Genomic DNA, 23,281 nt, shown 5'->3' with positions numbered 1-23,281 from the left:
TTGGCAACTGAATAGAGGGGGCCAAAAAAATACGAGATTTTCAAGCGCGGTACAACGGCTAAACTATAAAAGTTTGGAAACTCAAAAGCGACCTCGATTTTCTCAAAATAATCAGCATTGGTGTGTTTTAATTCCTACCCTAATAAAAATGGTTTTGTGCTCCACCTCAATGATTAATGAGAAAGGCGTAGTGATCAATATGATTTTATTTGAGGGCATGCGCTGGGTACATATTGTTGCCGGATTTTTAGCTCTATTCACTTTTTGGATACCTATTGTAACGAAAAAAGGCGGAAAGGTACACACCAGAATAGGCTGGATCTATACGTCTGCCATGGCCATTGTCAGTGTTTCGGCGTGGTATATGGGCCTATACCGCATTTTCTTTTCTCCTTATAGTGATTCTGAGGTGATTTCCTTTGCCTGGTTTCTCATTTATATCGGATTATTAAGTGCGGCTACCGCTTGGTATGGTATTCGGGTGCTTCGTTTTAAGCACAGAAAGAGCCGGCACCGCCATTCCATTGATTTGCTTTTTCCTTTTCTTTTACTATCGGGCGGCATTGGGATGAGTATATATGGCCATTTCATTAACTTTCCATTATTGGCTTGGTTCCCGTTGGTAGGTATCTTCTTGGGCGGATCACAATTGTGGTATTGGTTGCGTGTGCCAAAAATGAAGGGGCAATGGCTGATTGAACATATCGTGGGTATGCTCAGTTGCAGTATTGCAACGATTACGGCTTTTACAGTGTTTGGTGCACCTCAGCTGCTTAATATTGCTGGTTCCCATCCTGTTTTGTGGTTTATACCGACCATAGTTATGCTGCCTGTTATCATTGGATTTACCACATACTATACAAAGAAGTTTAGTCATTAAAAGTAAAATACCTATAAGATAAAAGGGGACCTCTGCTGGTCAGAGATCCCCATTTTTTCCTTACATCCTCCTCGCTATCGTCCTCACCGTTCAGCTTGAGCTGACTTACCCTCCGTTTTCGGAACCCATTCAAAGATCTGTCCGGACTCAAAACTTTCCACTAGACGTTTAAGCCAGTCGTAGTATTCAATCGCATGTTGCAACTTATCCAGATCCTTTTCAATTTTATCTTTTAGCTGCTCATCTACCGTTTGCTTATACAGGTCGGATAATGCCTGATAAGCCTGCTGTACCTGCTGCTCATTACTCTCCAGCGCTTTTCTCCACTTGGTGGTAAACAGGCCCACAAACGTTTTGTACCAATCTTCCTCCACCTGGTACAAGTCTTTGCGAACGCCTTTTTGCCAGATTTTATGAACCATATGTATTTCAATTAAGGCACGCACACCGGTGCTCATACTGGTTTTGCTCATCCCCAGCGCGTCGCACATTTCATCCAGTGTCATGGGCCGGTCTTCAAAATACATGATCCCGTACAATCGCCCCACACTAGGGGTAATCCCAAATAAATGCATATTTTGTGAAATGGTTTGAATCACTTTTTGACGCGTGTCATGCCAGTGCTGCCATTGTTTATCTTGCATGTTCCTGGTGCCTCCTTTTTAAGGCAAAGCTATTTTGATTTTAACAAACCGCTGATAAAAGTGAAACGGAGGTATTGGGTCCTAAATCATAGGAAACCGGAGTTATTCTAAGGATACAGTATGTTTTGTTTGTACAGAAAAAACTTTACAAAGTTTATGGGCATATATGTTGAAATATGGCCTTTGTTTTTGGGCTCGGTCATACGTTACCATGAAAAGTGTTGAAAGGGAAAAGTTGAGGTGACGTTATGAAAAAGATTACGGTCCATGAAGTAACCAAGATATACGGCAAACAGACCAAGAAGGCGATGCAGCTTTTGGAACAGGGAAAAACCAAAGCGGAAATCTTGCAGGAGACAGGCTGTACCGTTGGTGTTAACCGCGCTACGTTTGAGGTTAATGAAGGAGAAATCTTCGTCATTATGGGTTTGTCGGGCAGCGGTAAATCCACCCTGGTACGTATGTTAAACCGTCTGATTGATCCCACATCCGGATCGATACATATTGACGGCGAAGACATTGTGCAAATGAAGCCGGATAAGTTAAGGGAAGTCCGGCGGAAAAAAGTGAGTATGGTTTTCCAACGTTTTGCCTTGTTTCCACACCGCAGCGTGCTGGAAAATGCGGCCTATGGCTTGGAAGTGCAAGGCGTTGATAAAGCCGCACGGGAACAGTCGGCCCTGAAAGCTTTGGAACTGGTGGGTTTGAAGGACTGGGAACAGCAGTACCCCGACCAGCTCAGCGGGGGCATGCAGCAGCGGGTTGGTCTGGCCAGAGCTTTGACCAATGATCCGGATATTTTATTGATGGACGAAGCGTTCAGTGCCTTGGATCCCTTAATCCGTAAGGACATGCAGGACGAATTGCTCGAATTACAATCTCAGATGAAGAAAACGATTATTTTTATTACCCACGATTTGGACGAAGCGCTGCGCCTGGGAGACCGCATTGCCTTAATGAAGGACGGCCAAATTGTCCAAATTGGCACACCGGAAGAAATTTTGATGAACCCGGCCAACCATTATGTGGAACGCTTCGTGGAGGATGTGGATTTATCCAAGGTGTTGACTGCCGGTCATGTGATGAAACGGGCAGAAGCGGTCACTTTAGGCAAAGACGGCTTGCGCGTGGCCTTAAAACGGATGCAAGACCAAGGCTTGTCCAGCATTTATGTCATTGACCGCAATAAAGTACTCTTGGGTGCCGTATCTGCCGATCAAGCGTCACAGGCTATCAAGCAAGGGCAAGAAAGCCTGGAGGATATCATGATTCGTGACATCCCGACGTCAGATCCTGAAACCCCTCTGCATGAATTATTTGAACAGGTGTATGACACAGCCATCCCGCTGGCTGTTATTGACCACAACAAGCGGTTGCGCGGCGTGGTTGTACGGGGAGCGATCCTTGCTGCCCTGGCCGGAAATGGGGTGAAACATGATGGAGAATAATTGGCTGACTGCAGGCATACCCCTGGGAGACTGGCTCGAGCATTTTGTTGATTGGCTGAAACAATTTAAATTTTTCTTTGACGGAATAGATTGGATCATTTCTACTGTGGCCAACAGTTTCGAGTCCTTGCTCTTTTTATTTCCGGAATGGTTGCTGATTCTGCTTTTAGCTGTACCTGTCTTCTGGAAGCGCAAAAAATGGGGATTACCTATCTTTATCATAATCGGTCTAAGTTTGATTTGGAATTTGGGCTACTGGGACAATATGGTTTATACTTTGTCTCTTGTCTTGACAGCAGCGCTCATCTCTGTAGTGATCGGTATCCCCCTGGGCATTTTGGCTGCCAGAAAAACTTGGATCAAAGAGATGTTGACCCCTGTTCTCGATTTTATGCAAACCATGCCAGCTTTCGTCTACCTGATCCCTGCTGTCTTTTTCTTTGGTATCGGCACTGTACCGGGTGTGGTGGCTTCCGTTATCTTTTCCATGCCACCCGTTATCCGACTCACCATTTTGGGTATCCAGCAAGTACCTGTCGATATTATTGAAGCGGCCGATGCCTTTGGTTCAACCAGTAATCAAAAATTGTTTAAAGTGCAGCTTCCGTTAGCCAAGAGAACCATTATGGCCGGTATTAACCAAACCATTATGCTGGCCTTGTCCATGGTTGTGATTGCCTCCATGATCGGGGCCCGGGGCCTGGGGCGTGATGTCTACCAAGCTGTGACCCAAAACCAAATGGGCAAAGGCTTTGAAGCCGGACTCTGCATTGTGATCCTGGCGATTGTGTTGGATCGTATTACCCAATTGATGGGCAATAAACAAAAACAAACATAGAAAGGATGAGTGTGTTGAAAGGTAAAAAATTATTTATATTGTGGGCAGTACTGCTCAGCTTGGCTTTAATTGTTGCCGGGTGTGGTTCTGAAGAAACCACCGGTACGGAAGAAACTGGCGCTGACAACGGTGGGGAAGCGGTACAAGAAACGGAAAAAGGTTTTGAGCATATTACCGGTATTGATGCAGGTGCAGGTATTATGCAAGCCACGGAACAAGCGATTGAAGAATACGGCCTGGATATTGAGTTGGTGCCCAGCTCAAGCGCAGCCATGACTGCCGCCTTAGGTGCTGCTATTGAAAATGAAGAGTGGATCGTGGTGACAGGTTGGACACCGCACTGGAAATTTGCCGCTTACGATTTAAAATATCTGGATGATCCTAAAGGGGTCTACGGTGAAGAAGAAAGCATCCATACATTGGTTCGCCAAGGACTTGAGGAAGAACATCCCAGTGCTTATCAAGTGTTGGATAACTTTTATTGGACACCAGATGATATGAACCAGGTCATGGTGGACATTGCCCAAAATGATATGGGTGAATTTGAAGCTGCCCAAAAATGGATTAATAATAACCGTGACATTGTGGATCGCTGGATTGAAGGTGTAGAACCCGTTGATGGTGAACAGCTGGAATTGGTATATGTGACTTGGGATTCCGAAATTGCTTCCAGCCATGTGATCGCCCTTGTCTTAGAGGAAATCGGCTATGAAGTGGAATTAACACCGGTTGAAGCAGGGGTGATGTTCGCCGGGGTGGCCAGCGGAGAAGCTGATGCAATGGTTGCAGCCTGGCTGCCTGGTACACACGCTGCCTACTATGAGGATTATAGAGATGACTTTGTGGATTTAGGACCTAACCTGGATGGAGCGAAAATCGGTTTGGTTGTTCCCACTTACGTTGATATTGACAGCATTGAAGAGATTCGCCAAAAGTAAATAGGATGACGAAGAGAAAGGCAGAAAAATGAACACTCAAGGAACTGCCTTTCTCTTTTTTTAATGAAAATACCTGTTGACTCTCACGTCACGTGATACTTTATAGTAACTGCAGAAGGGGGTGGAAAACGATGAAAATGAGTGTGAAAGAAGTGGCCGATTTAGTAGGCATTAGCGTACGCACGTTGCACTACTATGATGAGATAGGATTGTTAACACCTGAGGAGACAACCCCATCCGGGTATCGTCTCTATTCGGACGATAATCTGGAGACGTTACAACAAATTTTGTTTTTTAAAGAACTTGGCTTTCCATTAAAGCAAATTAAAGAGATTATCAGTAGTCCATCATTTAACCGGCTGGAGGCGTTACAGCAACATCGGAAAATGTTGCTTGAGAAACGCAGCCGGATCGACAGGATGATCAACACGATTGATAAAACAATCCAACATATGAAAGGAGAAATTCAAATGACAAACAAAGAGAAATTTGAGGGGTTTGACTTTAGTCATAATCCGTACGAACAAGAAGCACGTGAACGCTGGGGAGATGAAGCTGTTGACAACATGACTGCCAAGATAAATAATCTGTCTACAGAAGAACGAGAAGCCATGTCAAAAACTGCCAATGCGATCTATAATAAACTGGCCGCCTTACGTCATGGCTCACCTGAATCAGAAGAGGCACAGGCAGCGATTAAGGAATGGTATGACTTTTTAAATGAAAATTTCGGCCATTACTCATTGGAGGCATTCAAAGGACTGGGTCAAATGTATGTGGACGATGAACGTTTTACCGAAACCATTGACCAATTCGGTGACGGGTTGGCCAAATTTATGCGTGATGCGATGGCCATCTATGCGGATAATGATCAAAATTAATTCTGAGCCAGGGTAATGTTTGATGAGTGAGATGAAAGAAGCATGGCGACCTTTCGGTCGCCAGAAAATTCAGTGTCATGTACTTACGGGGCTTTTAAAGCCATTTTTATGCGGAGCAGAACAATTTTTTAATGTCCAACAAAATGCTATTGAAGAACATTCCCACCATATCTTATAGTAATCTGGGGCTGTCCTAAGGCTTAACTTAGGCAGCCCCACTTATAAGTTTAAACAGATAGCCTGACTAACAATACAGCGTCTCTTTGTTTATCCTAGTCGGCGAAGCTTATCGCAAATGGCGTCTCCCACTTCTGTTGTGGTGGCCTTGCCGCCCAAATCTGGCGTTTTGATGCCCTCCAGTAATGTTTCTTCGATTACTGTGAGCAGCTTTTCTCCTAAATCATGTTCCCCTAGATGATCCAGCATCATTTTGGCTGTCCAAATTTGACCAATTGGGTTGGCAATCCCTTTACCGGCAATGTCGGGAGCCGAACCATGAACCGGTTCAAACATCGAGGGGTACTTGCCTTCTGGGTTAATATTTGCTGCAGGAGCAATCCCAATACTGCCCATGATGGCCCCGCCAATGTCAGTTAATATATCGGCAAAGAGGTTGGAGGCCACAACAACATCAAAAGATTCCGGTCTGGTCACAAAATAGGCTGCTAACGCATCAATATGGAATATTTCCGTTTCTACTTCAGGATAGTCTGCTTGAATACGCTTAAACTCTTCATCCCAGAAGGGCATTGTAAAGGTGATACCATTTGACTTGGTGGCTGATGTCAATTTTTTGCGCGGAGAATTTTTAGCCAATTCAAACGCATAACGAATCGTTCGGTCTATCCCATAGCGGGAAAAATAATTGACTTGAATAGCTGTTTCATGGGGAGTGTCATGGTGGATTCGTCCGCCTATACTGGAGTACTCCCCTTCACTGTTTTCTCTGACCACAATAAAATCAATGGCGCCAGCCTGATATCCTTTTAAAGGAGAGTCCATTCCCCTCAATAGTTTGACAGGCCTTAAATTAACATACTGTTGAAATGTTCTGCGAATAGGGATGAGTAATCCCCATAGAGAAATATGATCGGGGACACTTGGGAAGCCGACAGCACCAAGAAAGATTTGATCAAAATTTTTGAGCGTATCAAGTCCATTATCAGGCATCATTTTACCATGTTGCAAGTAATACTCGCATCCCCAGGGGAATTCTGTTGTTTCAAATGTTAATCCCCCATGTAGCTCTGCTATGACATCTAACACTTTTAATCCTTCCTGGACGACCTCTGTACCAATGCCATCTCCGGGTATCACGGCGAGTTCAATCTTTTTCATAAATGATATCATCCCTTCGTACAATGATTAATTCAAGAATTAATAGCCAAATTTATTAGATATGGTATCATAAATTTAGATTGTTAACAAATTTTGAAAAACATTTTCGTTATTAGGTTGTGATTTTAAGTGGAACCCAAAAAAATAGCAAATCAAAACGTACAAATCAGTTCTAAAGTGTATGAAAAAGTTGACACCAAAACGGTTATTGCTCTATTTATTGGATTATTAGGTTTTCTCATGCTCTTGTTTATACCTGACACGACATGGTCTATCCGTGCCACTTTAGCCATCACATTTTTAGGTCTTGTACTATGGATCTTTGAGCTCTTTTCCTTTGGACTCACTTCCCTATTAATTTTAATACTTTATGTTCTCTTTCAGACCGTATCCATTGACGAGGCGCTTAGCGGATTTTCAACTGGAGCGACTTTTCTGATTGTTGGCGGCATGATGATGGCTCAAGGCGTGCATAGTACCACAATAGGTCAACGAGTGGTTTACAGTATGTTAAAGGTGACAGGAAACTCACCAGGTGCTTTGCTGTTTGGTATCATCATGATTCCTCAAATTCTCTCCCTATTTATACCTGCTACCGGTGTAAGAACAACATTGGTACTGCCTGTGATATTAGCACTGATTAATATTTTGCAGTTACAAGATCAGGTTAACTATAAAAAACAAATGATGTTGTCAGTGGCATATGGTGGAAATATTTCAGGAATAGGTTTTCTCCCAGCAGCAATTGGAAATGTGTTGGTGGTGGAAATCGTTTATATTTATACCGGTACAACTATTTCCTACTTTGACTGGTTTTTATATACATTTCCGATTTGGTTGTTATCAATACCAGTGACCTGGTATGTGGTATACAAGGCTTATCCTATTCAATTCACTCATTTGAGGGATATAAGAAAAGAATTAGAGATTAAAATAAGAGAACTAGGAAAGTTGGGTCCAAAGGATAAGCGCTGTTTAGTTATACTCCTTCTAACGGTTTTGCTGTGGGTGTCGCAGGGACTTCATGGATTGCACCCTGCTATTCCAGCATTGATTGCTGCCGTTTTAATGGGCATTCCTGGAATAGGGATTGCCAGGTGGGATCAATTATCAAAAATAGATGTCAATATGTTGTTGCTGGTTGGCGTCACATTATCAATTGGACGCATCTTAAATGATACAGGCTCGATCGATTATGTGACATCGATCCTCTTTTCCGATGTTTTTTTGGCATTCTTACAACACCCTTTATTAGCTGTTTTTACCATTGTTATCATTGTCCAGCTTTTCCATTTGGGAGTCTCCAATGTTGGCACAGCTGTGATAACGATTGTTCCAGTATTTATGACAGTGGCGCTGCAAATTTCGGCTGATCCGATCGCTTTCGCTGTGATTGCCGGAATTACCAGTGTGTTAGGATTTATTCTGGTCGTGGAGACGATCCCCAATGTATTGGCTCACAGTACAAGGCTAATAAGCCAAAAAGATTTTTACATTCCGGGCATCATTCTTACATTGTTGACAACCCTAATCGTTGTGCTTGTTGTGATGACATGGTGGCAATGGATGGGACTGTATTAAACAGTAATCAGGGAAAAGAGGAACCTCTTTTCCCGTTTTTTTAAGCGCGTAAATAAAAATCTATCTTTTAAAAAAAGTTAAACTATAGTATAATTTCAGCAAAACAAATCGGATCCAATATCCTTTATCCGAAATGTACGAAGGCAGGGATAGAAATGGAACAAAAACGTGGATTGCAGCTTGAAGACAGAAGTACACTGCAGAAAAGGGTATGTAACATTTTGCGTGAAGCCATTCTCAAAGGAGATTTTCAACCTGGTGAGAGGCTGGTGCAGGATGAACTGGCACAAGAACTTGGAGTCAGCCGTATGCCGGTACGGGAGGCGCTGCGGCAATTGGAGTCAGAAGGCCTGGTGGTATTAGAACCCCATAAAGGTGCTATTGTTAAAATGTTATCCTTGCATGAAGTTGAAGAGATTTATACCTTGCGCGCCATGTTGGAATCACTGGCTTTGGAAAAGAGTATTCCGTTGTTGACAACAGAAGACATAGCAGAACTTGAACATTTGCTTCATAAGATGGAAGGGGGCAAAGATAACGCCCACCAGTTTATAGAAGCTAACATGCAGTTTCACCGGCTGCTGTTTAAAGGGTGTTCCTGGCAGCGTTTGAAAGGGTTGATCCGTTCGCTTAGTCATGGTGTCCCCAACTACACGCCATTTTTGTTAGAGGGACAAATCCATTTATCCAATCAGGAACACCGGGCGATCGTTGAAGCGATCAAGGTGCAAGATATCGGGCGGGCCACTCGGTTAATGGCTAAACACATTCACCGTACAGGTGAAGACCTTAAAGCATTTATGCTCAAGAATAATGGGCGTTCATCGTAAACCCGGAGGAGGAGTTAATCATGAATAAACACCGTGCCTGGCTCTTTGTACCAGGGACGAACAAGAGAGCGATGCAAAAGGCTTTAACGTTGGATGCCGATGTAATTATTTATGACCTGGAAGACGCCGTTGAGATGGGCAGGAAAGATGTTGCTCGCCAAGAGGTCGCCGAAGCGCTACAGCAACAGATCACAAGTGGGCAAACGAGAGTGGTACGCATTAATGGCGCGACAACACCTGATTATCAACAGGATCTGGAAGCGGTGGCCCAGGCAGGATGTGGAGGCGTGATGTTGCCCAAAACAGAAGACCCAGCTCACATAAAACAATTGGATGAGTACCTTAATCGGGTGGAAAAGGAGAAGCAACTTCCTCCTGGTCACTTTAAAATCGTTCCCCAGATAGAAACAGCACTTGGTGTACACAACAGTTATGATATTGCCCGGGCCTCCAAGCGTGTCCTGCATTTAGCTTTTGGATCCGTTGACTACACAGCTGATATCCAGGGGGAAATGACGGAGGAAGGTTGGGAGGTCTATTATGCCAGGGCACATCTGGTCAACAGCAGCCGTGCAGCGGGAATCAGGGGGCCGATTGATACCGTTTACATCGATATTTACAATATTGAGGGTTTGATCAGGGAGACGGAACGGGCCAAAAAAATGGGATTTCAAGGCAAATTGGTCATTCATCCTAAACAGATTGGCCCGGTCAATGCTGTCTACACCCCTTCCGAGCAAGAAGTAACAGAGGCCAGACAAATTGTAGAAGCTTTTGAGCAAGCACGAAGCAGGGGAGAAGCTGCCATACAACTGAACGGAAAAATGATTGACCCCCCAGTTGTTCACAAAGCGATGCAAGTCTTGAAACTGTATGAACAGATCAACAAGCAGACATAACCGGGGCTCAGCACGAATCTGATGATCAAAAGGAGGAGAACAGAGTGGGAAGAGTGCTTGAACATGAGAGTAAACGCCTGCTTGGGCGAAGAGGGGTACCGACACCTGAGCACAGGGTGGCCAATAGTCCGGAGGAGGCAATGAAAGCAGCGGAGGAACTAGGATGTCCCGTTGTTTTAAAAGCATTGGTTCCAGTAGGAAAGCGGGGCAAAGCAGGTGCCATCAAGTTTGCTGATACCCCTCAGGAAGCCTATGAAAGAAGCCGGTCATTGTTGAACATGACTGTCAGACATTTCCCTGTTGAAAAAGTATTGGTTGAAGAGAAAGTGGCCATTAAACAGGAATGGTATGTTTCCATTACCATCGATAAAAAGAGGCAAAAACCAGTAATTGTTGCCACTTTGGATGGCGGTGTTGATGTTGAGGAGCTGGTCATGGCACATCCCGAGCGCATTGTTACTCATCATGTGGATATTTTCCGGGGACTGAGGCCATTTGAAGCGAAGGAGATCTGGAGCCGGCTTGGCTTGACAGGCAAGGAACTGCTGCAGGCCCAACAGCTTCTTCTGCAGCTTTATGATGTGTTTATCACCTATGACGCCTATTTACTGGAAATCAATCCTCTTGTCTTAACGGAAGAGGGAACAGTGGTTGCTGCCGCGTCAGTGATGGGCGTGGACGACTCAGCCCTGTATCGCCAGCCGGAGTTGGCAGGTAAAGTGGAAGTGGGCAGTGAAAGGGCCTGGCGTCCGCTGACAGAATTGGAGAAGAAAATGATAGAAATCAACAATGCCGATTACCGGGGGACAGCGAGGTATACGGAGATGGAAGGCGGAAATATTGGTTTTATGTGCGGCGGGGGAGGCGGAAGTCTGCTCAGTTTTGATGCACTGGTGGATCTGGGTGGCCAACCAGCTAACTATACAGAGACGGGCGGTAATCCGCCAGAGGAAAAGGTGTATGGACTAACAAAAGGTATTTTGTCCAAACCAGGGGTAAAGGGATTGTTTGTGGCCCATAACATTACCAACAACACGCAGGTGGATGTCATGGCCAGGGGAATTGTTCGTGCTTTAAAGGACATGAATATCGACTTAAGTAAATTCCCGGTCGTTGTCCGGGAAGCAGGGGTGAATGATGAGGAAGGCCGGCGGATTTTCCTTGAAGCAGGGGTGGAATATTACGGGGAAGAAATCACGTTGATGCAGGCGGCCGAGAAGATGGTTCAGCGTATGAAAGAGGTGCAGCAATAATGGCTATTTTAATTGATCGAAATTCCAAAATTTTAATACAAGGTATTACAGGACGAGAAGCTTCCATGATTACCCGGCACACGCTGGATTACGGTACTCCAGTGCTTGCCGGAGTAACCCCCGGCAAGAAAGGTATGAATGTTCATGGCGTTCCTGTTTATGACACGGTTAAGGAGGCTGTTGAACAGCACGGTGTGAATACCAGTCTAATCGTTGTTCCGCCTCCCTTTGCTTTGGATGCCGTGGAAGAGGCCATTGCCAGTGGTATCAAAGTGATTGTCGTCACCACCGAAAATGTTCCTCAACTTGATGTACTTAAAATGTTGCATCTGGCCAGAAAAAACGGAGTTCATCTGATTGGGCCCAATACAGTAGGCATGATTAATCCGGGAGACCGCATGAAACTGGGATCAATCGGTGGGGACAATCCGGAGCGCTGTTTTGTCCCGGGACGTGTCGGGGTGATCTCCCGCAGCGGCGGCATGACGGCCGAGACGTCATGGATGGTGAAAAGGGCCGGTTTTGGGGTGAGTACCAGTATCGGCATGGGAGGAGATGCGCTGATCGGCAGTAACATTGTTGATTTATTAACCTTGTTTGAGAAAGATGATGATACCGATGCGGTTGTTGTCTTTTCTGAGCCGGGAACTTCATTTGAAGAGGATGCCGCTGAATTCTTGACAAAAGGCGGGTTTTCCAAGCCATTAATCTCTTATATTGCCGGCCGGTTTACGGAGAACATGCCGGAAGGAACTGTTTTCGGCCATGCCGGCACGATGATTTCCGGCGGTGAAGGGCGGCCTTCAACCAAGATGAAAAAGTTGCACGAAGCCGGTGCTCATGTTGTTGAGCGGTTTGATGATATGATCAATGTTTTACACAGTGTGTTAACAGGAAAGGCGGTGAGATAATGTTATCCCAATCCTTGGCCTCTTTCATTCACCGAACAAAGTATGAGTATTTGGAAGAAGATGTGGTTCAGTTCACCAAATTGTGTATTTTGGATTGGCTGGGGTCGGCGCTTGCTGGTTCTCACTATAAACCGGTACAAATTTTGAAAGCTTTTATTGACGAAATGGGAGGAAACCCGCAGGCATCCTTGGTGACTGGAGGAAAAACATCCGTTTACCAGGCCGCTTTGGTGAACGGGGCCTCGTCCCATATGGTTGAGCTTGATGATATCCATAAAGCCTCTATTATTCATGCTGCAACTGTGATCATACCTGCTGCTGTGGCTGTAGCTGAATACAGGCAGAAGTCGGGTCAAGATTTGATTACCGCAGTTGTAGTGGGCTATGATGTTGCCTTTCGAATCGGGGAAGCGGTCAGTCCTTCCCATTACAGATATTGGCACAATACAGCCACTTGTGGCACATTTGGTGCAGCGGCTGCTGCAGCCAAATTGTTAGAGCTGGATGAGGAACAGATTATCAATACTCTGGGCACTGCGGGAACCCAAGCAGCTGGGTTGTGGCAATTTATTGATGACGGGGCTATGACAAAACAGTTACATCCCGGCAAAGCGGCAATGGAGGGTGTGCTGGCGGCCATCACAGCACAAAAAGGGTTTACAGGAGCCAAACGGATATTGGAAGGACCGCGGGGATTTTTTAAGGCCATGTGCGAAGAGGCCGACGAAAGCAAAGTGACCCAACAGTTGGGAGAGGTATTTAAAATAAAGGAAAATTCTTTTAAAATCCATGCTTCCTGCCGTCACACCCATCAACCGATCGATGTGGTCCTGGAGCTGCAAAAAACTTACAACATTGCTCCGGCAGACATTAGACACATTCGGGTCCGAACATACCAGTCAGCCATCGAGATTGCCGGCTATGCCAATCCGGAAAGTGTTTATGCTTCAAAATTTAGCATCCCCTATTGTGTGGCAGTCGCTCTTGAAAAGGGAAGTGCCGGTTTGGATGACTTTAATGAGCGCAACTTACAAGATCCGAACATACGGAACTTGATGGAAAAAGTAGAAGTGGTGCTTGATCCTGAGATTGAAGAAGAGTATCCGCATAAATGGGCTTCGCTCGTTGAAATGGAGCTGAACGATGGTCGACAGTTAAGCCAGCACGTTGATTTTCCCAAAGGTGATCCAGAAAATCCCGTGACAAAAGAAGACTTAATTAACAAATTTAAAAGGATGACCCAGGATAAACTTTCCGTTGAACAAACAAACAGCTGGGTAGATAAAATTATGAAACTGGATCAGATACGTGTGCTGGATGAATGGTTCGAGTAAAAGTAACGGAATGGAGGGGCAGTATGGGGGGACGTTACATTGTTGTTGGCGGAGGACTGGCCGGTTTAATGGCTACGATCAAAATTGCAGAGGCAGGACAAAAAGTACAGCTTTTCTCACTAGTTCCCGTGCGTCGTTCGCACTCAGTTTGTGCACAGGGTGGAATCAATGGCGCAGTTAACACCAAAGGAGAAGGAGATTCCACCTGGGAACATTTCGACGACACCATCTACGGAGGGGACTTTCTAGCCAACCAGCCGCCTGTTAAGGCCATGTGTGAGGCAGCTCCCGGCATCATCAATTTGCTGGATCGCATGGGTGTGATGTTTAACCGTACACCTGAAGGCTTGCTTGATTTCCGGCGGCTGGGTGGTGCCAAATATTCCCGTACCGCTTTTGCCGGCTCCACGACGGGGCAACAACTCCTTTATGCCTTAGATGAGCAAGTGAGACGTTATGAGGCCGAGGGTCTCGTTGAGAAATACGAATATTGGGAACTGCTTTCTCTGGTTATAGACGATGAACAAATCTGTCGGGGCATCGTGGCTCAAGACCTTCACTCCATGGAAATCCATGCTTTTCCTGCCGATGCCGTTATTCTGGCTACGGGCGGGTTAGGTTATATTTTCAGAAAATCAACGAACTCCATGATTAATACGGGAAGTGCCCATGCCATTGCTTACAGGCAAGGTGTTAAGTATGCCAACGGGGAGTTTATTCAAGTTCATCCGACGGCCATCCCGGGAGATGACAAATTGAGGTTAATGTCCGAATCGGCCCGGGGTGAAGGAGGGCGGGTGTGGGTCTATAAAGACGGCAAACCGTGGTATTTTCTTGAAGAAAAGTACCCTGCCTACGGTAACTTGGTTCCCCGGGATATCGCCACAAGGGAGATCTTTCATGTCTGTGTGGACCTAAAACTAGGGGTGAACGGGGAAAATATGGTCTATCTTGATTTATCCCATTTGCCCCAGGAATATCTAGAGCGGAAACTAGGCGGCATTTTGGATATCTACCACAAATTTATGGGCGAAGATCCCCGTAAAGTCCCGATGAAAATTTTCCCTGCTGTTCATTACTCGATGGGAGGATTGTGGGTTGATTATGAGCAAATGACCAATATCCCCGGGCTATTTGCCTGCGGGGAATGTGACTATCAATATCACGGGGCCAACCGTTTAGGGGCCAACGCTCTATTATCTTCCATTTTTGGAGGAATGGTTGCAGGTCCCAGCGCTCTGAAATATGTTCATGGCTTAAGCACATCTGCTGCTGATCTTTCCTCTCTTCTGTTTGAAACTGAACGGCGTAAACAAGAAGCATACCTGAATCAAATATATAAGATGGATGGAAACGAAAATCCCTATCAACTGCACCTGGAGTTGAGTGAGTGGATGGTAGACAATGTCACCGTGGTCCGCTACAACAACAAATTGAAAGAAACAGATGACAAAATACAAGAATTGATGGAACGCTGGCAGCGGATCGGGGTGGCAGATACGGCCCGATATCACAATCATGCTGTGACTTTCACCAGACAGCTGTGGAATATGCTAGAGCTGTCCAGGGTTATTACCCTTGGAGCTTTGCACCGCAATGAAAGCAGGGGAGCGCATTATAAGCCCGAGTTTCCGGATCGTGATGATGACAACTGGCTCAAAACAACGATTGCTTCCTATACAGGAGACGGTCCTGTCTTCTCATATGAACCGGTTGATGTTTCATTAATTAAACCACGTCCTCGCAGATATGATGTCATTAAGGAAACAAGTCCGGTAAAGTAAGGTGATGAAAAAGGATGCCACAGGCAGTTACATTTGATGTTTTGATCGTAGGGGGCGGTCAGGCAGCTTTAAGGGCTGCCATTGCCTCCTGTGAAGCAGGTGCCCGTGTTGGTGTTTTAGCAAAAGGTAAGATCGGTTATGGCGGGTCGTCATCCATATCTGATGCGGTTCATACAGCCCTTCTGGATCATCGTGATTCTCCCCGGCAATTGGTTGAAGACATGCTGGCCGGGGGAAGAGAAATCAATCATAAGCGCTTGGTTCAGGTGTTTGCTGAAGAATGTACGGCCAGGGTTAAAGAACTGTCAGAAGTGTATCACATCCCCCTGGAGTATGAGCGGGAGTTGGTCACACCTGGTCACAGCTATCCCCGCCGCTGTTATCATCCCAAATCGGTTGGGTCTCAGATTACCCGCCGGTTAAGAGAAGTGGCAGCTCAAAAAGGGGCTGTGTTGCTCGATCATTATACAGTGATCGATTTGCTGGAAGAGGAAAGAGTGGCCGGGGTGGTGGCCATCCATCATAACACCCTCACTGTGATTACAGCAGGAAGTGTCATTTTGGCTTCAGGAGGTTTAGGGGGACTGTATGATCAAACGGATAACCCTAATGATGTCACAGGCGAAGTGATCGCCATGGCTTGGCGGAAGGGAGCCAGATTAAGGGACCTCGAGTTTATCCAGTTTTACCCTTATCGTCTCATTTCACCGCAAAATATTGATTTATACACGAAACTGTTTGCTGTAGGCGCCGTCATGCGCAATGCACAAGGCGAGCGGTTTATGGAGCATTATCCTCGCCAGGAGCTGGAGACCAGAGATATCCTCAGCTACGAAATGTTTAAACAGGGAAAGGTGTATTTGGATATCACGAGAGTGGAAGATGAGGACCTGCGTCAAGCAAGTCCAAAACTCTATCAACTGCTTAAGCGCAACGGGCAACAAGAACTCATAGTCTCCCCTGTGGAACATTATTCCATAGGAGGCATTGAGATTGACGAGTGGGGGAGAACCAATGTTCCTGGCTTGTTTGCCTGTGGAGAGTGTTCAGGGGGACTGCATGGTGCTAACCGCCTGGGTGGAGGGGCTCTGACTGAGGCCTTGGTGTTTGGTAAGCGCGCTGGCGAATGTGCGGCATGGGAGAGCAAACCTGTTCATCATGAGCATGCCGGATTCAGATTAATAGAAAAGACTGATGTTCAATGGTCCGTTCAACTTTTGCGACAAACTGTACGCAAAGTACGTAAAGAAATACAGCCCCTGATGTGGAACTATGTCGGCATAGAACGGACAAAAGAAGGCCTTGAGCACGCTTTATCTAAGCTGACAGAGCTTAAAGCTATAACACAATGTGAGGAGAACACCGGTCAGCGAATCAAACAAATAGAGTTGGACATGATCCATATGGCTTACTGGATAACAAAATCAGCTCTAGAGAGGGCTGAAAGCCGCGGGGCACATATCAGACGGGATTATCCCCGGCAAAATGATAAATGGAAAGGTTACTTAAGAGTTGAAAAAAACGAGATCACCTTTTGCCCCTGCCAGTTAGATGATGAGGAGGTACAGGCCCATGAGAGCAGTTCATGTGAGTGAGATTACGGAAAAGGTCGCTGAGATGTGCAAAAGCGCCAGTTTTGATTTGGGTGAAGATATGCTGACCGCTTTTAAGACATCTTTGGCAAAAGAGAAATCAGAGATTGGCCGGGATGTTTTAGAGCAGCTTATCCAAAATGCTGAGATTGCCAAAAAAGAACGCATCCCCATGTGTCAGGATACTGGTTTGGCCGTTTTTTACGTGGAACTTGGTTATGATTGCCGAATTACCGGCGGGAGCCTTTACGAGGCGATTAATGAAGGTGTACGCCGGGGCTATGGAGAAGGTTATTTGCGCCACTCTATGGTCAAGGACCCTTTTGACCGTCAAAACACAGGGGATAACACCCCGGGGATTACGTATGTTGAGTTGGTGGATGGGGACCGCTTGAAAATCAAGTTGACGGCCAAGGGAGGCGGAAGTGAAAATATGAGCCGTCTGAAAATGCTTAAGCCTTCCGATGGACTGGATGGTGTCAAGCAGTTTGTTTTGGAAACAGTGAGGTTGGCCGGTCCGAATGCCTGTCCGCCGATGATCGTCGGTGTTGGCGTGGGCGGCAGCTTTGAACGGTCCGCTTACATGGCCAAAAAATCGCTGTTCCGTGAAGTAGGTGAGCGCCATCCGGATGAACGAATTGCCCAATTGGAAAGGGAATGGATGGAAGAATGCAATAAACTTGGCATCGGTCCCCAAGGCATGGGAGGCACGACCACAGCACTGGATGTTAAGATAGAGGTTTATCCCTGTCATATTGCCTCTTTACCCGTCGCCGTCAACATCCAATGTCACGCCAGTCGGCATAAGGAAGTGATCTTATAGTCTAAGTCAGCTTTTCTACCAAGAGATGAAACTATACTTTTAAGGAGGGAACGGCTTTGGGTGTCAAAAGAATTAGTTTGCCGCTGACTGATGAGGCAGTTGAGGATTTGCGGGCCGGGGATCGTGTCCTTCTCTCTGGAAGTGTGCTCGCTGCCCGTGATGCAGCCCACAAAAGGTTAATGGAACTGATCGAAAAAGGGGAAGAGCTCCCCATTTCCTTGGCAGGGGAAACGATTTATTATGTCGGCCCCACTCCCGCTAAGCCCGGTCAGGTGATAGGGTCAGCGGGGCCAACGACCAGCGGCCGCATGGATAAATACACCCCCGCCCTTTTGTCCCTGGGTTTAAAAGGGATGATTGGAAAAGGGTATCGCAACGAAGCAGTCAAAGAGGCCATTTGCAAATATAAAGCGGTCTATTTTGCTGCCGTAGGCGGTTCCGGGGCTTTATTATCCAAGGCGATTAAACACCAGGAAATTATCGCTTATGAAGACTTAGGGCCTGAGGCGATCCGTCGCTTAACACTGCAGGATTTTCCTGTGACCGTGATTAATGATTGTCACGGCAATGATCTCTACCAGCAGGGGGCAGAAAAATATAGAATTGAGTAAAAAAGGAGGGCTGCATGTTGAACCGGAGTTTACTGCACTTCTTTGAGGGAAGCTCTGCTTTTAACATTGGATTAGTAGCCCTTTCACCCAATCATGATTTTGAAATGAATCAGTATGCCCAAATGGCTCTTAGTGGGTTGGAACAGGAGTTTTTCAATTATATTCAGGCCAATAAGGATGCCCTTCTTCGTGATCATCGCTTTACTAAGTTCGATCTTAAACAGCATTCTTTCTTTATAAGGGCAAAACAATGGGATCATCATCTTCTATTTTGTCTTTTGCCTCTGTCTGATTTTCCATTTATTCAAGATGAAATGATGAAATCGACGTATCTTACTGAGGATCTTAATGCTATTTTTTCATCTTCGTGGGATGTGATCTTTGTTGCAGATGCAAAAGGAACAACGCTGCGAGTTAGTTCAGCTTGTGAAAAGCTTTGGGGTTACCCTGCACAATATTTTATTGGTAAAAGTGTTTATGAACTAGAAGAGGAAGGATTGTTTAAACCTTCGGTCACCCGTTTAGTGTTGGAACAGAAGAGACAAGTCACTCAACTGCAGGAAACTAAAACGGGACGACGCCTCTATGTGACCGGAACTCCCGTGTTCAATGATGCAGGTGAATTAGTCCGGGTCATCAATACGTCTCGTGATATAACTGGAGAAACCAGGTTGAAAGAAGAACTAAACTTTTATCGGGAACAGGTGGAAAGATATGAGAAAGAACTGATTAAACTAAAACGGGAACAGCGTCCTTTTGAAATGCGGAGCAGTGTAATGGAAAAAGTTTATGATTTATCTTTACGGGTAGCGCAAGTGAATTCTACTGTTTTGATTACAGGTGAGACTGGAGTAGGTAAAAGCTTTCTTGCCCGCTTTATTCACAGTAACAGTGAACGTGCTAAAGGACCATTTATAACGGTAAACTGTGGGAGCATTCCAGAAAACTTGTTGGAATCAGAGTTGTTTGGCTATATAGAAGGAGCGTTTACAGGGGCACAAAAGGGTGGAAAGCCTGGAATGGTTGATATGGCCGAAGGCGGTACACTTTTTTTAGATGAAATTGGGGAGTTACCACTGGGATTACAAGTTAAGCTATTGCAGTTAGTACAGGATAAAACATTTATACCAGTTGGGGGTACCAAACCTAAACAAGCGGATGTCCGTATTATTGCGGCGACTAACCGTGATTTGAAAGAGATGGTGAAGAATAAGACCTTTAGAGAAGATCTTTACTACCGCTTATCTGTTATTCCCATTCATATTCCGCCTCTTAGGGAGCGGAAAGAAGATATTATTACCTTAATCTATACTTTTTTAAATAAATATAATCAAACATACAATAAAAGCAAAAGCATTAGTCAGGAAGTTTTTAACTACTTAATGGAATATGACTGGCCAGGAAATATTCGTGAACTTGAAAATATGATAGAAAGAATTATCGTGACGACAGAACATGATATGGTGACAATGGATGACATTATCCTGATTGCAGGCCAATCAGAGCATAAATATACACAGTATAATACAGAGCTATTAACATTAAAAGAGGCTGTTGAAAAAACTGAAAAGGAGATATTACTACAAGCGTTAAAAAAATATGGTAACACAACTGAGATGGCAAAGGCGTTGGGTGTGAATCAATCCACTATCAGTAGAAAATTGAGGAAATATAAACTATCCATGCAATAATGCATAAATAGTTTATGCTTTGTTGCATAGTTTTTGCTCTTTTCAAACCAATTCGAAAATGTGAATAAATTGTGAACAGAACTTAGTAAGCTATGCATATGTGCATATTCATAAAGTTATAGAGTTATAAAAAATGCTAATTCTATAGGGGGTTATAATTGGCATGCTATTTGCAATATAATTTTTAGAAAAATGGCAGGAGGTGTGACTGAGATGAGTGAGATTCAAATCTATATGTGGATTGGTTTAGTTCTCTTTTTGATTCTTATCGCCTATCTTGGCTATTTGGGTTACAAAAGAACGTCGACTGTTTCTGACTTTGCTATTGCCGGTGCTTCCCTAGGTCCATATGTTCTCGGCCTTGCTTTTGCAGCAACTTTCTTTAGTGCAGCGACGTTTGTTGGTTATCCTGGCTGGGCCTATCAATGGGGATTCTCTTCTCTATGGATCTTTATGACCCTTATTTTTGCCTCACCCCTTGGCTTAATTGTCGTGGCCAAAAGAGCGAGGGAGATGAACATCAAGCAAAAGTCTCTTTCTCTCGCAGACTGGCTGGGAGACCGGTATAATAGTGATTTTATCCGTGTAGGGACTGCTTTGGTTTGTTTATTTAACATCTTTTATATTGCAGCCCAGTTTGCAGCAGGAGCATGGATTTTTAAAACGCTTCTTGGGATTCCATATTCTTTGGGTTTAGCCATTATTGCCATCTTTGTAGTGGCTTATGTCTTTTGGGGTGGATCTTTTGCAGATATTTATACAGATGCAGCCCAAGCTGTAGCGATGGCCGTTATGGGGTTGTTAGTATTTTTGTCCGCTTTGTGGATGTTTCACGGAGGATTTACGGGAGCCTTCACACACATTCACAACACTTTAGCTGAACGAAGTGCAGATCTTGTTGCCCTTACAAACCCAGACTCTGCTGCTTTTTATGCCGTTCCAGCCATCATTGGTGCTTTCATTATTCAGTTTGCCTTTTCTTCACAGCCGCAATTGTTTAACAAAGTGCTTGCCTTAAAAGATCCACGAGACATGAGGAAAATGATTTTGGTTTATGTGGTATCTGCCTTATGTTTCTTGCTCGTGGTTCTGGGAGGACTTTATGCGGCGGTAACAGTCACGGTCGATCATCCCGATCAAGCTTTATTAACTTATGTGACGGAAGCTTTTCCCCCCATTATGGCAGCTGTTCTAGGTATCGTGGTCATTGCAGCAGCAATGTCTACTACCGACGGAATTTTTGTTGTGATGTCGACATTGGTAGCCAATGATATCTACCGTAAATTTTTAGTGCCACGAGGCATTGTTAAAGCAACACCTGAAGAAGCGGACCGGATGGCGCTTAAATTAAGCCGTTATACGGTTATCGTAGTAGGTGTCATCTCATACATCTTGGTCTTAAACCCGCCAGCTTCAATGGGTATGTTCATCTGGGTCGGGATCTCTGGAGTTGCTTCCGGCACACTTGGACCCCTTATTGTAGGCCTGTTCTTCCCCAATTTGGCTACTGCAACGGCGGCAAAATGTTCATTAGTAGCTGGTATTGTTGCGTACTTAATTATTCTCATTGGTGATCTGGAACAAAGTACTATGGCTGCCGGTGCATGGGCGGTGTTGGTTGGCGTGACTGTCATGCTGATTGTTGGATTTGCCACTCGAAATAAAGGAGTGGCAACCGAACAACCTAGTCAAAAATCAGTTTAAGGAGGCAGAAAATATGTGGGTCAATGAGATGATGACCATCTGGCTATATGGTACTATCTTTTCATTGCTTGTCATTGTAGTGAGCTTATTAGTATGGTATCGTCCTGATGAAACCAATCGTGAAAATAATTTAGAATAAATCAGAGCAAAGGAGTATGCTTTTTATGCAGGAAAAAGTGAAAGTAGCTGTTGTTCAAACAAGTGGCGTAGGTTATGAGAACAGAGAGGAAAACTTACTATTTACTTTAAATAAAATTGAAGAACTTGGGGGCCAAGGGCTTGACCTGATTGTTTTTCCGGAACTAGGGTTAACCGGTTTTGTTAAAGAATTTACACCTGAAGAAAAGGAAACATATTGGAGGGAAGCTGCTGAACCCATACCGGGGCCTACAACGAATCGGTTAGCTGAGGCGGCTAAAAAATACGGGATCTCTCTTGTTGTTGGTATGGCTGAAAGGGCAGAAGTACAGGGAGAAATTTATAATGTAGCAGTGCTTATTTCAAAAACAGGGGAAGTGCATGTCACAAGAAAAGTACATCTCCCACAAATTGAAAAATTTTACTTTACTCCTGGCCCTGAGCCTGAAGTTATCGAAACGCCATTTGGAAAAATAGGATTGGTTATATGCTATGATGTCTTCTTCCCCGAAATCTCTCGTGTGTTAGCTGCCAAAGGAGCCGAAATATTGGTTGTGATCGGTTCCATTTGGAAGGGAGGAAAAGAAGGCGGGGTTGGAGATGGAGAAAACAAGCGGCGAATATTTCAGACCGCTCCGCTGATGCGTGCTTTGGAAAATGGATGTCACGTTATCTTTTGTAATGCCTCTGGCAGGCATTACATGGGTAAAAACGTCGGGTATTGGTCAAGGTTCGGTGAAAGCAAGGTCATTTCTGCCTTAGGTGAAATATTAGCTGAATCTACCCATGATAGAGAAGATGTCCTGGTTACAGAGCTTAATTTTAAGTCAATATTAAGAGCAAGATCGATTTATCCCTTCTTTATGGATCGAAAACCAAGTGCCTTTCAATCGCTGACCAAAAATTAGAAATGATCTACAGCCCCCTTAACAGGGGGTTTTTTGATGAAAAAAAATGATGTATACAATATTTTCTAAAATAAATGTCTATGTTTATATTGTATCCACTATTTTGAAGATGACGTACAATATTTTGTGTAAGCACTTGAAAAAATAAAAATAGGTAGGATATCCTCGGAATTGTCCAGATTCCATAAGAGAAAGGAGTACCCTACCTTATGGTATCAAGTGTAACAAATTCCGGAATAGAAAATCAACTAGATA

Annotated in this window: 22 protein-coding genes; 20 read left to right on the top strand and 2 right to left on the bottom strand. The window is 44.7% G+C overall.

Annotation, left to right across the window (positions count from 1 at the left end; translation table 11 throughout):
- Positions 1 to 169 precede the first annotated feature (169 nt).
- Positions 170 to 880: a DUF2306 domain-containing protein gene (locus tag J2S00_RS17780; protein WP_307343025.1), complete on the top strand. Its 711-nt coding sequence runs from the start codon at positions 170 to 172 to the stop codon at positions 878 to 880.
- Between the two features lie 83 nt (positions 881 to 963).
- Here J2S00_RS17780 and J2S00_RS17775 read toward each other — a convergent pair whose 3' ends face one another.
- Positions 964 to 1,524 carry a GbsR/MarR family transcriptional regulator gene (locus tag J2S00_RS17775; protein ID WP_307343022.1) on the bottom strand — a complete coding sequence of 187 codons (561 nt, stop codon included), beginning with the start codon at positions 1,522 to 1,524 and terminating at the stop codon, positions 964 to 966.
- A gap of 248 nt (positions 1,525 to 1,772) precedes the next feature.
- On the opposite strand from J2S00_RS17775, the gene J2S00_RS17770 reads away from it, so the two are divergent.
- The 5 genes from J2S00_RS17770 (at position 1,773) to J2S00_RS17750 (ending at position 5,807) form a co-directional block, all read left to right on the top strand.
- Positions 1,773 to 2,972, top strand: a complete 1,200-nt coding sequence (locus tag J2S00_RS17770; protein ID WP_307343020.1) for a quaternary amine ABC transporter ATP-binding protein — start codon at positions 1,773 to 1,775, stop codon at positions 2,970 to 2,972.
- Positions 2,962 to 3,810 carry an ABC transporter permease gene (locus J2S00_RS17765; protein WP_307343061.1) on the top strand — a complete coding sequence of 283 codons (849 nt, stop codon included), beginning with the start codon at positions 2,962 to 2,964 and terminating at the stop codon, positions 3,808 to 3,810. Before J2S00_RS17770 ends, J2S00_RS17765 begins: the two co-directional genes overlap by 11 nt.
- A gap of 14 nt (positions 3,811 to 3,824) precedes the next feature.
- Entirely contained in the window at positions 3,825 to 4,748 is a 924-nt protein-coding gene (locus J2S00_RS17760) for a glycine betaine ABC transporter substrate-binding protein (protein WP_370875897.1), read from the top strand.
- Positions 4,749 to 4,879: 131 nt separating this feature from the next.
- Positions 4,880 to 5,629 carry a MerR family transcriptional regulator gene (locus tag J2S00_RS17755; protein ID WP_307343014.1) on the top strand — a complete coding sequence of 250 codons (750 nt, stop codon included), beginning with the start codon at positions 4,880 to 4,882 and terminating at the stop codon, positions 5,627 to 5,629.
- Between the two features lie 22 nt (positions 5,630 to 5,651).
- Positions 5,652 to 5,807, top strand: a complete 156-nt coding sequence (locus tag J2S00_RS17750) for a hypothetical protein (protein ID WP_307343011.1) — start codon at positions 5,652 to 5,654, stop codon at positions 5,805 to 5,807.
- An 89-nt stretch (positions 5,808 to 5,896) separates the two neighbouring features.
- Here J2S00_RS17750 and J2S00_RS17745 read toward each other — a convergent pair whose 3' ends face one another.
- Positions 5,897 to 6,967 carry a tartrate dehydrogenase gene (locus J2S00_RS17745; RefSeq protein WP_307343008.1) on the bottom strand — a complete coding sequence of 357 codons (1,071 nt, stop codon included), beginning with the start codon at positions 6,965 to 6,967 and terminating at the stop codon, positions 5,897 to 5,899.
- Between the two features lie 129 nt (positions 6,968 to 7,096).
- On the opposite strand from J2S00_RS17745, the gene J2S00_RS17740 reads away from it, so the two are divergent.
- The 14 genes from J2S00_RS17740 (at position 7,097) to J2S00_RS17675 (ending at position 23,026) form a co-directional block, all read left to right on the top strand.
- Positions 7,097 to 8,548: an SLC13 family permease gene (locus J2S00_RS17740; RefSeq protein ID WP_307343005.1), complete on the top strand. Its 1,452-nt coding sequence runs from the start codon at positions 7,097 to 7,099 to the stop codon at positions 8,546 to 8,548.
- 155 nt (positions 8,549 to 8,703) lie between these two features.
- The gene (locus tag J2S00_RS17735; RefSeq protein WP_307343002.1) at positions 8,704 to 9,378 is read left to right on the top strand and encodes a GntR family transcriptional regulator; all 675 of its coding nucleotides are present in this window, start codon (positions 8,704 to 8,706) and stop codon (positions 9,376 to 9,378) included.
- A gap of 20 nt (positions 9,379 to 9,398) precedes the next feature.
- On the top strand, positions 9,399 to 10,277 hold the full coding sequence (locus J2S00_RS17730) for an HpcH/HpaI aldolase/citrate lyase family protein (RefSeq protein WP_307342999.1): 879 nt from the start codon (positions 9,399 to 9,401) through the stop codon (positions 10,275 to 10,277).
- A gap of 44 nt (positions 10,278 to 10,321) precedes the next feature.
- On the top strand, positions 10,322 to 11,530 hold the full coding sequence (locus J2S00_RS17725) for a succinate--CoA ligase subunit beta (protein WP_307342996.1): 1,209 nt from the start codon (positions 10,322 to 10,324) through the stop codon (positions 11,528 to 11,530).
- On the top strand, positions 11,530 to 12,441 hold the full coding sequence (locus J2S00_RS17720; RefSeq protein WP_307342993.1) for a succinate--CoA ligase subunit alpha: 912 nt from the start codon (positions 11,530 to 11,532) through the stop codon (positions 12,439 to 12,441). Before J2S00_RS17725 ends, J2S00_RS17720 begins: the two co-directional genes overlap by 1 nt.
- Positions 12,441 to 13,775 (top strand): MmgE/PrpD family protein, encoded by a 1,335-nt coding sequence (locus tag J2S00_RS17715; RefSeq protein WP_307342990.1) that lies wholly within the window; start codon positions 12,441 to 12,443, stop codon positions 13,773 to 13,775. The genes J2S00_RS17720 and J2S00_RS17715 overlap by 1 nt, the downstream gene beginning before the upstream one ends.
- Before the next feature lie 23 nt (positions 13,776 to 13,798).
- A complete protein-coding gene (gene sdhA / locus J2S00_RS17710) occupies positions 13,799 to 15,559 on the top strand; it encodes a succinate dehydrogenase flavoprotein subunit (protein ID WP_307342987.1) in 1,761 nt (586 codons plus the stop codon).
- A gap of 14 nt (positions 15,560 to 15,573) precedes the next feature.
- Positions 15,574 to 17,154 (top strand): L-aspartate oxidase, encoded by a 1,581-nt coding sequence (locus J2S00_RS17705; RefSeq protein WP_307342984.1) that lies wholly within the window; start codon positions 15,574 to 15,576, stop codon positions 17,152 to 17,154.
- Positions 17,132 to 17,974: a fumarate hydratase gene (locus tag J2S00_RS17700; protein WP_307342981.1), complete on the top strand. Its 843-nt coding sequence runs from the start codon at positions 17,132 to 17,134 to the stop codon at positions 17,972 to 17,974. Before J2S00_RS17705 ends, J2S00_RS17700 begins: the two co-directional genes overlap by 23 nt.
- Before the next feature lie 56 nt (positions 17,975 to 18,030).
- On the top strand, positions 18,031 to 18,585 hold the full coding sequence (locus tag J2S00_RS17695; protein WP_307342978.1) for a Fe-S-containing hydro-lyase: 555 nt from the start codon (positions 18,031 to 18,033) through the stop codon (positions 18,583 to 18,585).
- Between the two features lie 17 nt (positions 18,586 to 18,602).
- Positions 18,603 to 20,276, top strand: coding sequence for a sigma-54 interaction domain-containing protein (locus tag J2S00_RS17690; protein WP_307342975.1), 1,674 nt, complete (start codon positions 18,603 to 18,605; stop codon positions 20,274 to 20,276).
- A gap of 213 nt (positions 20,277 to 20,489) precedes the next feature.
- The gene (locus J2S00_RS17685) at positions 20,490 to 21,980 is read left to right on the top strand and encodes a sodium:solute symporter family transporter (protein WP_307342972.1); all 1,491 of its coding nucleotides are present in this window, start codon (positions 20,490 to 20,492) and stop codon (positions 21,978 to 21,980) included.
- Positions 21,981 to 21,993: 13 nt separating this feature from the next.
- Positions 21,994 to 22,119, top strand: coding sequence for a hypothetical protein (locus tag J2S00_RS17680; protein WP_307342969.1), 126 nt, complete (start codon positions 21,994 to 21,996; stop codon positions 22,117 to 22,119).
- Positions 22,120 to 22,144: 25 nt separating this feature from the next.
- Positions 22,145 to 23,026, top strand: a complete 882-nt coding sequence (locus J2S00_RS17675; RefSeq protein WP_307342966.1) for a carbon-nitrogen hydrolase family protein — start codon at positions 22,145 to 22,147, stop codon at positions 23,024 to 23,026.
- Positions 23,027 to 23,281: the final 255 nt, after the last annotated feature.

This window comes from Caldalkalibacillus uzonensis, assembly GCF_030814135.1.
GTDB classification, from domain to species: Bacteria; Bacillota; Bacilli; order Caldalkalibacillales; family Caldalkalibacillaceae; genus Caldalkalibacillus; species Caldalkalibacillus uzonensis.
Note: the sequence above shows the minus strand (reverse complement) of the source record. Positions and strands in the feature narration are given on the sequence as shown.

Excerpts from the sequence above, each read along its gene's own strand:
- J2S00_RS17735 (WP_307343002.1), top strand. The coding sequence starts at position 8,704 with ATGGAACAAAAACGTGGATTGCAGCTTGAAGACAGAAGTACACTGCAG.
- J2S00_RS17750 (WP_307343011.1), top strand. The coding sequence starts at position 5,652 with ATGAGTGAGATGAAAGAAGCATGGCGACCTTTCGGTCGCCAGAAAATT.
- J2S00_RS17715 (WP_307342990.1), top strand. The coding sequence starts at position 12,441 with ATGTTATCCCAATCCTTGGCCTCTTTCATTCACCGAACAAAGTATGAG.
- J2S00_RS17720 (WP_307342993.1), top strand. The coding sequence starts at position 11,530 with ATGGCTATTTTAATTGATCGAAATTCCAAAATTTTAATACAAGGTATT.
- J2S00_RS17685 (WP_307342972.1), top strand. The coding sequence starts at position 20,490 with ATGAGTGAGATTCAAATCTATATGTGGATTGGTTTAGTTCTCTTTTTG.
- sdhA (WP_307342987.1), top strand. The coding sequence starts at position 13,799 with ATGGGGGGACGTTACATTGTTGTTGGCGGAGGACTGGCCGGTTTAATG.
- J2S00_RS17730 (WP_307342999.1), top strand. The coding sequence starts at position 9,399 with ATGAATAAACACCGTGCCTGGCTCTTTGTACCAGGGACGAACAAGAGA.
- J2S00_RS17675 (WP_307342966.1), top strand. The coding sequence starts at position 22,145 with ATGCAGGAAAAAGTGAAAGTAGCTGTTGTTCAAACAAGTGGCGTAGGT.
- J2S00_RS17775 (WP_307343022.1), bottom strand. The coding sequence starts at position 1,524 with ATGCAAGATAAACAATGGCAGCACTGGCATGACACGCGTCAAAAAGTG.
- J2S00_RS17745 (WP_307343008.1), bottom strand. The coding sequence starts at position 6,967 with ATGAAAAAGATTGAACTCGCCGTGATACCCGGAGATGGCATTGGTACA.
- J2S00_RS17700 (WP_307342981.1), top strand. The coding sequence starts at position 17,132 with ATGAGAGCAGTTCATGTGAGTGAGATTACGGAAAAGGTCGCTGAGATG.
- J2S00_RS17680 (WP_307342969.1), top strand. The coding sequence starts at position 21,994 with ATGTGGGTCAATGAGATGATGACCATCTGGCTATATGGTACTATCTTT.
- J2S00_RS17705 (WP_307342984.1), top strand. The coding sequence starts at position 15,574 with ATGCCACAGGCAGTTACATTTGATGTTTTGATCGTAGGGGGCGGTCAG.
- J2S00_RS17780 (WP_307343025.1), top strand. The coding sequence starts at position 170 with ATGATTAATGAGAAAGGCGTAGTGATCAATATGATTTTATTTGAGGGC.
- J2S00_RS17770 (WP_307343020.1), top strand. The coding sequence starts at position 1,773 with ATGAAAAAGATTACGGTCCATGAAGTAACCAAGATATACGGCAAACAG.
- J2S00_RS17765 (WP_307343061.1), top strand. The coding sequence starts at position 2,962 with ATGGAGAATAATTGGCTGACTGCAGGCATACCCCTGGGAGACTGGCTC.
- J2S00_RS17755 (WP_307343014.1), top strand. The coding sequence starts at position 4,880 with ATGAAAATGAGTGTGAAAGAAGTGGCCGATTTAGTAGGCATTAGCGTA.